Origin of the sequence: Citrobacter sp. CK195, from assembly GCF_030333365.1 — a bacterium.
GTDB classification, from domain to species: domain Bacteria; phylum Pseudomonadota; class Gammaproteobacteria; order Enterobacterales; family Enterobacteriaceae; genus Citrobacter_B; species Citrobacter_B koseri.
In genome coordinates this window covers 186069-197905 of sequence record NZ_JAOWGB010000026.1, presented here as the reverse complement: position 1 = coordinate 197905, position 11837 = coordinate 186069, and the positions used below count along the sequence as shown (strand labels likewise).

Here is an 11837-nt window from a genome sequence, read left to right as displayed (position 1 = left end):
GCAATCTCAAACAGGGTAGTGAATATGGTAACCATTCGTGATGTGGCACGTCAGGCTGGCGTTTCCGTAGCGACCGTTTCTCGCGTGCTGAATAACAGTGCGCTGGTCAGTCCCGATACGCGCGAAGCGGTAATGAAGGCGGTCACGCTGCTGGGTTACCGCCCTAATGCTAATGCGCAAGCGCTGGCGACGCAGATAAGCGACACCATCGGCGTGGTGGTGATGGACGTGTCAGATGCGTTTTTTGGCGCACTGGTCAAAGCGGTGGATGTGGTTGCCCAACAACACAACAAATATGTGCTGATCGGCAACAGTTATCATGAGGCTGAAAAAGAGCGTCATGCCATCGAGGTTCTGATTCGCCAGCGCTGTAACGCATTGATTGTTCACTCGAAAGCGTTAAGTGACCAGGAGCTGGGAGCGTTTATGGACCAGATCCCAGGCATGGTGCTGATCAATCGTATTGTGCCGGGTTATGCCCACCGTTGCGTGTGCCTGGACAATATCAGCGGCGCAAAAATGGCGACCCGCATGCTGCTCAATAATGGCCATCAACGGATTGGTTATCTGGCTTCCAGCCACCGCATTGAAGATGACACGATGCGTAAAGAAGGGTGGCTGAGCGCGTTGCAGGAGCAGGGGATTACGCCGCCAGAAAGCTGGATTGGCACGGGTTCCCCGGACATGCAGGGCGGTGAAGCGGCGATGGTGGAACTGCTGGGGCGAAACCTGCAACTGACCGCCGTATTCGCCTATAACGACAGCATGGCCGCTGGCGCGCTCACGGCGTTAAAAGACAATGGCATTGCCATCCCGTTACATCTTTCCATCATCGGTTTTGATGATATTCCTATTGCCCGTTACACCGACCCGCAGCTGACCACGGTGCGTTATCCCATTGCTTCTATGGCGAAAATGGCAACGGAACTGGCGTTGCAGGGCGCGGCCGGCACGCTGGATTCAACGGCGACGCACTGTTTTATGCCAACGCTGGTGCGTCGTCATTCGGTTGCGCTAAGACAGAATGCGGCCCCGATCACTAACCAGCAACGTCAGGGGATGTAACCGCTTTCAATATGTGAGTAAATTCACAGTATCTTAACAATACGATAGCTATGATGGCACCGTTTGAAGCACTGTAAATACTATGTAACGGTGAATAATCACTTTTAACGCATCGTCAGGGCATTAAACAGCAATTAAAGCATATTTTTGGAGCGTTACCGGGCACGGAAGAAAGATTTTTTAACAGTGAGCTTCGGCGTTCAGTAACACTTCATTAACGTTCTGCCCTGCCGAGCATTTTTCTCAAGTACTACCCTGCATAATAAAACCGGAGATACCATGAATAAGAAGGCGTTAACTCTGTCTGCTGTGATGGCAAGCATGTTATTTGGCGCGGCTGCGCACGCTGCTGATACTCGCATTGGTGTGACGATTTATAAATATGACGATAACTTTATGTCCGTCGTGCGTAAGGCTATCGAAAGAGACGCCCAGGCGGCGCCTGATGTGCAGTTGCTGATGAATGACTCGCAGAACGATCAGTCCAAGCAAAACGACCAGATCGACGTGCTGTTGGCAAAAGGGGTAAAAGCGCTGGCGATCAACCTGGTTGACCCGGCTGCGGCAGGTACGGTAATTGAGAAAGCGCGTGGTCAGAATGTCCCGATTGTGTTCTTCAACAAAGAACCTTCCCGCAAAGCGCTGGATAGCTATGACAAAGCCTATTACGTCGGCACTGACTCCAAAGAATCCGGTATCATCCAGGGCGATCTGATCGCTAAACACTGGCAGGCTAACCAGGGTTGGGATCTGAACAAAGATGGCCAAATCCAGTTCGTACTGCTGAAAGGCGAGCCGGGCCACCCGGATGCTGAAGCGCGTACCACCTATGTTATCAAAGAGCTGAACGACAAAGGCATCAAAACTGAGCAGCTGCAAATGGATACCGCGATGTGGGATACCGCAATGGCGAAAGACAAGATGGACGCATGGCTGTCCGGCCCGAACGCCAACAAAATTGAAGTGGTTATCGCGAATAACGACGCAATGGCGATGGGCGCGGTAGAAGCGCTGAAAGCGCACAATAAAACCAGCGTTCCGGTATTCGGCGTGGATGCGTTACCTGAAGCGCTGGCACTGGTGAAATCCGGCGCGCTGGCAGGTACCGTGCTGAACGATGCCAACAACCAGGCGAAAGCCACCTTTGATCTGGCGAAAAACCTGGCCGATGGTAAAGGCGCGGCTGACGGCACCGACTGGAAAATCGAGAACAAAATTGTTCGCGTTCCGTACGTAGGTGTTGATAAAGACAATCTGGCTGAGTTTACCAACAAGTAATTCGTATATCGTTTTCTTTGGGCGCAATAACATTGCGCCCTTTATTAACGCACTCTGCGAGGCCAACAAGGTATAATTATGGTCAGCACTACTACTCCGTCGTCAGGCGAATACTTGTTGGAAATGAGCGGCATCAACAAGTCTTTTCCCGGCGTAAAGGCACTTGACAATGTTAATTTAAAAGTCCGCCCGCACTCGATTCACGCCTTAATGGGGGAGAATGGCGCAGGAAAATCAACATTATTAAAATGCCTTTTTGGGATCTATCAAAAAGATTCCGGTAGCATTTTATTTCAGGGGAAAGAGATCGATTTTCATTCTGCCAAAGAAGCCCTGGAGAATGGTATTTCGATGGTTCACCAGGAGCTAAACCTGGTGTTACAGCGCTCCGTCATGGATAACATGTGGTTAGGGCGTTACCCAACCAAAGGTATGTTTGTCGATCAGGATAAAATGTACCGGGATACCAAAGCGATATTTGATGAGCTGGATATTGATATCGATCCGCGTGCGCGTGTCGGGACATTATCCGTTTCACAAATGCAGATGATCGAAATTGCGAAGGCGTTTTCCTACAATGCCAAAATTGTGATCATGGATGAGCCGACCTCTTCATTAACGGAAAAAGAGGTTAACCATCTGTTCACTATTATTCGCAAACTGAAGGAGCGCGGCTGCGGTATTGTGTATATCTCGCATAAAATGGAAGAGATTTTCCAGCTGTGCGATGAAGTCACCGTCTTGCGCGACGGCCAGTGGATTGCGACGCAGCCGCTGGAAGGGCTGGATATGGACAAGATCATCGCCATGATGGTGGGTCGTTCCCTGAACCAGCGTTTCCCGGACAAGCAAAACAAGCCGGGAGAGGTCATTCTGGAAGTGCGTAACCTGACGTCTCTGCGCCAGCCGTCGATCCGCGACGTCTCTTTTGATCTGCATAAAGGGGAAATTCTCGGGATTGCGGGTCTGGTAGGGGCAAAGCGTACCGATATTGTTGAAACGCTTTTTGGTATCCGGGAAAAATCATCGGGTACGATTACGCTGCACGGCAAAAAGATTAATAACCACAACGCGAATGAAGCCATTAATCACGGTTTCGCGCTGGTAACGGAAGAACGTCGTTCAACCGGGATCTACGCGTATCTGGATATTGGTTTTAACTCTTTAATTTCCAACATCCGCAATTACAGAAATAAAGTCGGTTTGCTGGATAATTCCCGCATGAAGAGCGATACCCAGTGGGTTATTGACTCAATGCGCGTGAAAACGCCTGGTCATCGCACGCAAATTGGCTCTCTTTCGGGGGGCAACCAGCAGAAGGTCATTATTGGCCGGTGGCTGTTAACGCAGCCAGAAATATTAATGCTGGATGAGCCAACGCGCGGTATTGATGTCGGCGCAAAATTTGAAATCTATCAACTGATTGCGGAACTGGCGAAAAAAGAGAAGGGGATTATTATCATTTCTTCCGAAATGCCGGAATTGTTAGGGATTACAGATCGTATTCTGGTAATGAGCAATGGCCTTGTTGCCGGGATTGTTGACACAAAAACAACAACGCAAAACGAAATTCTGCGTCTTGCGTCTTTGCACCTTTAAGATCAGGGGCTCCTCATGAGTGCGTTAAATAAGAAAAGTTTTCTTACTTATCTGAAAGAAGGCGGAATTTACGTTGTTCTTTTAGTCTTGCTGGCCATTATTATTTTCCAGGACCCTACATTTTTAAGTCTGCTGAACTTAAGTAACATTCTGACGCAGTCCTCCGTGCGTATTATCATCGCGCTGGGTGTGGCAGGGTTGATTGTCACCCAGGGGACTGACCTGTCTGCGGGGCGTCAGGTTGGCCTGGCGGCCGTGGTCGCCGCAACGCTGTTGCAGTCCGTGGAAAACGCCAATAAGGTCTTCCCGGAAATGGCCACCATGCCGATTCCGCTGGTGATCCTGATTGTCTGCGCAATTGGGGCCGTCATTGGTCTGCTTAACGGCATTATCATTGCGTACCTTAATGTGACGCCGTTCATCACGACCCTGGGCACGATGATTATCGTTTATGGCATCAACTCCCTGTATTACGACTTCGTCGGGGCGTCGCCGATTTCGGGGTTTGATAGCGGGTTCTCGACGTTTGCGCAGGGCTTTATTGCGCTGGGCAGTTTCCGGCTCTCCTACATTACCTTCTATGCGCTGATTGCGGTGGCGTTCGTCTGGATCCTGTGGAATAAAACCCGTTTCGGTAAGAACATTTTCGCTATCGGCGGCAACCCGGAAGCGGCAAAAGTGTCCGGCGTTAACGTGGGGCTGAACCTGCTGATGATCTATGCGTTGTCCGGTGTGTTCTACGCATTCGGCGGTTTGCTGGAAGCGGGGCGTATCGGTTCTGCGACCAACAACCTCGGCTTTATGTATGAGCTGGATGCGATTGCGGCCTGCGTGGTCGGCGGCGTGTCGTTTAGCGGCGGCGTCGGGACGGTATTCGGCGTTGTGACCGGTGTGATTATCTTTACCGTCATCAACTACGGCCTGACCTATATCGGCGTGAACCCTTACTGGCAGTACATCATTAAAGGCGGCATCATTATCTTCGCGGTGGCGCTGGACTCGCTGAAATACGCCCGTAAGAAGTAATTACCGGCATGAAAAAGCCCGAAGCAGGCAACTGTTTCGGGCTTTTTTGTTTCTGCGCGTTATCTAAAGAACAGAAAATAAATGCCTGCGGCGAGCGTACAAACCGACATGCACAGATATAACCCAATGTAGCTCCAGTAAAGGAGAGGGGTTTCTGCACGGTAGGCGTATACGGGTTCGCGGGCGTTCCTGACGATTTTATCCACGGCGCCAGAGCGCCAGCCTTTGTAGGCTTCCCGTAAGCTAAACAGCATCACCATCAGGACGGCGATGACCACAAAGATCGTTTTCCCTTCCACGCTTATTTTCCTTGTTTCTTTTGCAGTTCCAGCAATTGCTCAGGCGTTACTGCCGGGTAGCCCTGGGCGTCATCCGGCACCTGATGCATTGTTGGAATGGGAACTAACGGGCCTAAGAAGCGAGGTTCCCGTTTGAAAATATAAAGGTCCGCCAGCGCGCCAAATCGGGCGCCAAATTCACGTACGCGTACCGTTAACATATCTTTTGGCGACGGCACCGCATAGCACTGAGCCTGAATTCCCATATGCAGCGCAATAAACAGCGCGCGTTCACAGTGGAAACGCTGGGTAATGATGATGAAGTCGTTGGTATCAAACACTTTGCGCGTGCGCACAATGGAGTCCAGCGTGCGAAAACCGGCATAATCGAGCACGATGTCGGCAGGATCAACGCCCCCGGCGATCAGATCCTTACGCATCGTCATCGGTTCGTTATAGCTTTGCAGCGCGTTATCGCCGCTGAGCAGCAGATAATTGACCTTGCCGCTGTTGTAGGCGTTTAACGCGCCCTGAATGCGGTAGCGGTAATACTGATTAATGACGCCGGTGCGATAGTATTTTGCGGTGCCTAATACCACTCCCACCTGGCGGTAGGGGAGATCCTGTAATTCGTCGTAAATATAGGGCGCGGTTTTCCAGCTCATCCATCTGTCGAGACCAAGCACAGTCAACAGCAGCAAGCCGATCAGGACTAACAGGCTGTAAAACACGCGCTTTAACATGCAGAGAACTCGATAAAGGGATGAAATTTCAATCAGGCTACTGTACCCGCTGTCGAAGCGCAAGAAACAGCAGTCTGATTGGGGGGATTTTAGACATTCTTGCCATTTGCATGTTGCCCGATGGCGCTGCGCTTATCGGGCCTACGCACATTGCGTGTTCCAGGGCTTAACCCAGTAGTACGCGGTCGATATTATTGCAGCCTAATGCTTTCAGCGTGGCGGCAGTGGCGTCCCATTGGATTAACGGCGCGTCGGCTTTCTCCGCCAGAATTGCGCGCTGAATATCTGGATAGTCATACCCGTTCAGGTTCAGCAGATTCAGTGCGCCCTGCAAAGGCGGCAGCGTAGGGTTAAAGGCGGCGTTCTCGGCATAGCTGCCGGTGAAAATACGCCCGTCTTTGCATTCCAGCGCCACGCCGCTTGGGGAGTGGCTGTAAGGCATATGACATTTATTGGCGGCGGTAATCGCTGCCTGAGTCAGCGCGTCGCCCTCCAGCGCGAAACCGTGATCCTGCTCGTCCATCAGCAGCGTTTTGATCTCCAGGTCTTTCGGGCCGAAAGCGTCAGGCAGATAGTCGCGTAAGGTATGCGGTACGCGCCCCGGCAGGTGGATACGCAGATCCAGGCCGCTGTTCAGTTCGTTCATAAACTGACGGCAATGACCGCAAGGGGTGTAGTTAACCGTGATGGCGGCGAGCCCTTTTTCACCGCGCAGCCAGGCATGGCCGATCGCGCTTTGCTCGGCATGAACGGTTTGCTGCATCGTCGCGCCCAGGAACTCCATATTCCCACCGAAATACCAGGCCCCACTGATGCCGCGCGCGATAGCGCCAACGTTGAAGTGGGAAAGGTCGGTGCGTGCGCAGGCGGCAGCCAGCGGCAGGAGCGCGAAAGCCAGCGCGTCTTCGTCCAGCCCCGATTCACGCTTAAGCGTCGAGACCTGCTCCGCAGTCAGCATGGCGGGAAAATGCTCATCCGCCAGAATCGGCGCCAGCGCTGATTGCAGATTATCCGCAAGTTGGCCAAAAGCAGTTTGAAAACGTGGATGCATGGCGTTGCCTCATAACAATGTAATGGAATCGTAGTTTACGGAGCTGTTACGGCTTTATATGTGATCCAAATCTCATTGTTATTGCAACTTGTGAAACTTAAATTAAAAATGCGCGACGCATCGCAAATTTTAACCCGCTACCGCCAGAATAATCGGGAAGAGAAACGGCGCCAGCAGCGAGGTGATGATCCCGCAGATCACCAGCGCCAGCGAACTGAACGCCCCTTCCTGGTAATCCAGCTCGGCGCAGCGCGCAGTGCCCAGGGCGTGCGAGGCGGTTCCCATTGCCAGACCGCGTGCGGCTTTGGTACGGATACGCATGAGGTTGAGCAGGGTATGACCAAATACGGCGCCCAGTATCCCGACGAAAATAACGCAGACGGCGCTAATGGCGGGGATGCCGCCGATGCTGCCGCCCACCGCCATTGCGATTGGGGTTGTGACCGATTTCGGTAATACCGATGCGGCGATTTCCGGCGTGGCGCCCATCAGTAAGGCGACAGTGGTTCCGGTCACCATAGCGACCACGCTGCCGACGAAGCAGATCGTGATGATGGATTTCCAGCGGGCGCGGATTTGGTGCAGTTGTTCATATAAAGGGTACGCCAGCGCCACGACGGCGGGTTGCAGCAGGTCGTTGAGCACCTCGCTGCCTTTGAAATAGTGATCGTAAGGAATGCCGGTCAGCATCAGAAACGGGATGATGACCACCATGGCAACCAGCAACGGGTTAAGCAACGGCATCTTAAAGCGCGCAGCCAGTTTGCGGGCGGCGAAAAAGACCGCCAGCGTCAGGGGTAACGACCACCAGATATACGACATCATTTTTTCGATCCTTTCTGCCCTAACACTTTTCGTTCACCGTGTACGATATGCGAACTCCAGCTCACGACCAGGAAAACAACCAGCGTACTGATCGCACAGGAGACCACCACCGGGCCAAACTGCGCGCGCAGCAAATCGAAGTACTGCATGACGCCGACGCCAATCGGCACAAACAGCAGCGCCATGTAACGGATCAGGACATAGCATCCCGGGTTTACCCACTTCGCTGGCAGAATTTGTAGCGCCAGTAAAACAAACAGAATCAACATGCCGATGATGCTGCCGGGAATCGTAATAGGAAGCAGCGATGCAATGAAAATACCCGCATACAAACAGGCATATATCAGTACAAATGCGCGTAAATACTGCCAGATGATATTCAGTGATTTACTCATGGTAAAAGCCCTTGATGAAACAGATTCATCATACAATTAAACTTTAAAACGTGCTACCGATCACATCATGAATTCTGAGCATAGTGGAAATAGACAACGGGAACATCGGGCAACGCCCCGTTGCCCGCGCTAAACCTGCGCCAGAAAATGCAGAAAACGACTCAACGCGAGAGAAGGGGTCTCGTTCTTGCGCCAGAACATGCCCACGCTTCCTTTCTGTTCTATTTTCGGCAGGTTTAAGATAGCCAACTGGCCCTGGCTGGCATAGCGTTGCGCCAGGCGTAGAGAAAGAATAGAGATCATATCGCTGCTTTGCAGCAAATTGGTGCTGACGTTCATCGAGGCGGATTCGATGGTGTTTTCCGGCAGCATCACGCCGTTGTCCACCAGGGCGTTATCAATGCTGATGCGAATCGGCGTACCGGTCGGCCAGACAATCCAGCGCCAGTGGGCGAGGTCGTTCCAGGAAAGCGTGGCGTGTGAGGCCAGGGGATGATGGGGGCGGGCGACAAAGCAGACCGGTTCGGTGTAGAGCACCTGATAGTTTAACGGCAGCTGGAGCGCCCGACCGCCCACGCGACCTACCACCACGTCCAGCGACCCGGCGAGCAGATCGTGTAAAAGCGGGGTCATGACTTTCTCTTCAATGTTCAGGTGCAGCGTCGGCATCTCATTGAGCAGGCAGAGGATCGCCTGCGACACGCAATCTGTCGCGACCGGTGAACAGCCGATTTTCAGGCTTCCCACCAGCCCACCTTGCTTAAAGCGCGCGATCTCATACTGCGAACGTTCCATATCGTTGATGAGCCGCTGCGCATGCTGGAGCAACAGCTTGCCCCCTTCTGAAGGGCGTAACCCCTTGCTGTGGCGTTCAAAAAGCGTGATTCCGATCTCATCTTCAAGCTGTGACAGCCACTTCGACAGCGCGGGCTGGGTGATGTTCATCATTCGCGCAACGTGGGTCAGATTCCCTTGTTCCCCCAGCGCGACCAGCATTTGCAGGTGGTGCAGCTTCAATTTTTGCGCCCAATTCGCCATTTGATATAACCCCCAGGTTATGCCTCTGCCCGAAATGCCATTGTACATTTCATCGCCATGATTACAAACTTGCAACATACAAAAAACAAAAATGACATCTACCTTACCTGCACCGAGGCATTCACTATGACTCAACGACGTGATCTACAAGCACTGATTGACGCCGCCCCCGTCGGCAAAATGCAGTGGCGCGTTATCATCTGCTGCTTTCTGGTGGTAATGCTCGACGGTTTTGATACGGCCGCAATTGGCTTTATTGCGCCGGATATCCGTACGCACTGGCAATTGAGCGCCAGCGATCTGGCTCCGCTGTTCGGCGCGGGTCTGCTGGGGCTGACGGCAGGGGCGCTATTGTGCGGCCCGCTGTCAGACCGTTTTGGCCGTAAACGGGTGATTGAACTGTGCGTGGCGCTGTTTGGCGCCTTGAGCCTGCTTTCCGCCTTCTCGCCGGATTTGCAAACGCTGGTGGTACTGCGCTTTTTAACCGGGCTAGGGCTGGGCGGCGCGATGCCGAATACCATCACGATGACGTCGGAATACCTTCCCGCCCGCCGTCGCGGCGCGCTGGTGACGCTGATGTTCTGCGGGTTTACCCTCGGTTCGGCGATGGGCGGCATCGTCAGCGCGCAACTGGTGCCGCTGATTGGCTGGCACGGCATTCTGGTGCTCGGCGGCGTATTGCCTTTAATGCTGTTCTTCGCCTTGCTGTTTGTTCTGCCCGAGTCGCCACGCTGGCAGGTGCGTCGTCAGCGCCCGCAGGCGGCGATTGCCAGAACGGTTGCCGCCATCACTGGCGAACGCTACGACAATACGCATTTCTATCTTCATGAAGCCGCCGCCATTTCAAAAGGCAGTATCCGCCAGCTTTTTGTCGGGCGTCAGCTTCCCATTACCCTGATGTTATGGGTCGTGTTCTTCATGAGCCTGCTCATTATCTACCTGCTCTCCAGCTGGATGCCGACGCTCCTGAACCACCGGGGAATCGATTTGCAGCATGCCTCCTGGGTCACTGCCGCATTCCAGGTCGGCGGTACGCTCGGCGCGCTGTTACTCGGCGTACTGATGGACAAACACAATCCGTTCCGGGTGCTGGCCGTGAGCTACGCGCTGGGCGCGGTCTGCATCGTGATGATTGGCCTGAGCGAAAACGGACTGTGGCTGATGGCGCTGGCGATTTTTGGTACGGGCATTGGCATCAGCGGATCGCAGGTGGGGTTGAATGCCTTAACTGCGACGCTGTACCCGACTCAAAGCCGTGCAACCGGCGTGAGCTGGTCCAATGCCGTCGGGCGATGCGGCGCCATTGTCGGTTCGCTCTCCGGCGGCATGATGATGGCGATGAATTTCTCTTTCGATACGCTGTTTTTCGTCATCGCGATCCCGGCAGCCATTAGCGCGGTGACGCTCGCCATGTTGACGGCGGTTGTCCGCCACTCTGCCTCTGAACCTGACGTGCTGCCCCGGGCAGGCGTCGTGAACGAATAAGGAGAACCTCCATGTCTGAAGTGAATCAGGATGTTAAACACAACCGTCAGCAGTTTTATCAGCACATTTCCGGGCAAAACCTGACGCCGCTCTGGGAGTCGCTGCACCACCTGGTGCCGCAAACGCCGAACGCCAATTGCGCGCCTGCGTACTGGAACTATCAGGAGATCCGCCCGCTGTTGCTGGAAAGCGGCAACCTGATTGGCGCGAAAGAGGCTGTCCGCCGGGTGCTGGTGCTGGAAAACCCGGCGCTGCGCGGACAGTCGTCAATTACCGCGACGCTGTACGCAGGGCTGCAATTGATTTTACCGGGCGAGGTGGCGCCGAGTCATCGCCACAACCAGTCGGCGCTGCGTTTTATTGTGGAAGGGCAAGGCGCGTTCACCGCCGTTGACGGCGAGCGGACGCAGATGCACCCGGGTGACTTTATTCTGACGCCGCAGTGGCGCTGGCACGATCACGGCAACCCTGGCGACGAGCCGGTGGTATGGCTGGACGGTCTGGATCTGCCACTGGTGAATACGCTGGGCTGCGGGTTTGCGGAAGATTACCCGGAAGAACAGCAGCCGGTGACGCGCAAAGAAGGCGATTACCTGCCGCGCTACGCCGCCAACATGCTGCCGCTACGCCACCAGGTCGGCAATTCCTCGCCGATTTTCAACTACCGCTACGACCGTAGCCGTGAAGCGCTGCATGACCTGACCCGGATGGGGGAACCTGATGAGTGGGAGGGCTACAAGATGCGCTACGTCAACCCGGTCACCGGGGGCTATCCGATGCCTTCGATGGGCGCGTTTTTGCAACTGTTGCCGAAAGGGTTTGCGTCGCGCGTGGCGCGCACGACCGACAGCACCATTTATCACGTTGTGGAAGGTTCCGGGCAGGTCATCATTGGCAATGAGACGTTCCACTTCACGGCGAAAGATATCTTTGTGGTGCCGACATGGCACGGGGTGTCGTTCCAGACCACGGAAGATACCGTTTTATTCAGTTTTTCGGACAAACCGGTTCAGGAAGCCCTCGGCTTGTTCCGCGAAGCGCGTGATTAAATTGG

12 protein-coding genes are annotated in these 11837 nt (G+C 53.9%); 6 read left to right on the top strand and 6 right to left on the bottom strand.

Annotation, left to right across the window (positions count from 1 at the left end):
* Positions 1-24: 24 nt before the first annotated feature.
* From galS to mglC, 4 genes are all read left to right on the top strand, one after another.
* The gene (galS, locus tag OGX93_RS18490) at positions 25-1065 is read left to right on the top strand and encodes an HTH-type transcriptional regulator GalS (RefSeq protein ID WP_012131618.1); all 1041 of its coding nucleotides are present in this window, start codon (positions 25-27) and stop codon (positions 1063-1065) included.
* Positions 1066-1344: 279 nt separating this feature from the next.
* Positions 1345-2343: a galactose/glucose ABC transporter substrate-binding protein MglB gene (gene mglB / locus OGX93_RS18485; RefSeq protein WP_012131619.1), complete on the top strand. Its 999-nt coding sequence runs from the start codon at positions 1345-1347 to the stop codon at positions 2341-2343.
* A gap of 78 nt (positions 2344-2421) precedes the next feature.
* Positions 2422-3942: a galactose/methyl galactoside ABC transporter ATP-binding protein MglA gene (gene mglA, locus OGX93_RS18480; RefSeq protein WP_047462502.1), complete on the top strand. Its 1521-nt coding sequence runs from the start codon at positions 2422-2424 to the stop codon at positions 3940-3942.
* A gap of 15 nt (positions 3943-3957) precedes the next feature.
* Positions 3958-4968, top strand: coding sequence for a galactose/methyl galactoside ABC transporter permease MglC (mglC, locus tag OGX93_RS18475; RefSeq protein WP_012131621.1), 1011 nt, complete (start codon positions 3958-3960; stop codon positions 4966-4968).
* A 59-nt stretch (positions 4969-5027) separates the two neighbouring features.
* On the opposite strand, the gene OGX93_RS18470 is transcribed toward mglC, so the two are convergent.
* From OGX93_RS18470 to OGX93_RS18445, 6 genes are all read right to left on the bottom strand, one after another.
* Positions 5028-5267: a DUF2542 family protein gene (locus tag OGX93_RS18470; protein ID WP_012131622.1), complete on the bottom strand. Its 240-nt coding sequence runs from the start codon at positions 5265-5267 to the stop codon at positions 5028-5030.
* Positions 5268-5269: 2 nt separating this feature from the next.
* Entirely contained in the window at positions 5270-5989 is a 720-nt protein-coding gene (gene sanA / locus OGX93_RS18465) for an outer membrane permeability protein SanA (protein ID WP_012131623.1), read from the bottom strand.
* 166 nt (positions 5990-6155) lie between these two features.
* Positions 6156-7040, bottom strand: coding sequence for a cytidine deaminase (cdd, locus tag OGX93_RS18460; protein WP_275055719.1), 885 nt, complete (start codon positions 7038-7040; stop codon positions 6156-6158).
* 129 nt (positions 7041-7169) lie between these two features.
* A complete protein-coding gene (locus OGX93_RS18455) occupies positions 7170-7865 on the bottom strand; it encodes a CidB/LrgB family autolysis modulator (RefSeq protein ID WP_012131625.1) in 696 nt (231 codons plus the stop codon).
* Complete coding sequence (locus OGX93_RS18450; RefSeq protein ID WP_012131626.1) at positions 7862-8260, bottom strand: CidA/LrgA family protein; 399 nt, start codon at positions 8258-8260, stop codon at positions 7862-7864. The genes OGX93_RS18455 and OGX93_RS18450 overlap by 4 nt, the downstream gene beginning before the upstream one ends.
* A 129-nt stretch (positions 8261-8389) precedes the next feature.
* Entirely contained in the window at positions 8390-9298 is a 909-nt protein-coding gene (locus OGX93_RS18445; protein ID WP_024130178.1) for a LysR substrate-binding domain-containing protein, read from the bottom strand.
* A 126-nt stretch (positions 9299-9424) separates the two neighbouring features.
* On the opposite strand from OGX93_RS18445, the gene mhbT reads away from it, so the two are divergent.
* Together mhbT and gtdA are read left to right on the top strand one after the other, a co-directional pair.
* Complete coding sequence (mhbT, locus tag OGX93_RS18440) at positions 9425-10783, top strand: 3-hydroxybenzoate transporter MhbT (RefSeq protein WP_286449185.1); 1359 nt, start codon at positions 9425-9427, stop codon at positions 10781-10783.
* A gap of 11 nt (positions 10784-10794) precedes the next feature.
* On the top strand, positions 10795-11832 hold the full coding sequence (gene gtdA / locus OGX93_RS18435; protein WP_286449184.1) for a gentisate 1,2-dioxygenase: 1038 nt from the start codon (positions 10795-10797) through the stop codon (positions 11830-11832).
* Positions 11833-11837: the final 5 nt, after the last annotated feature.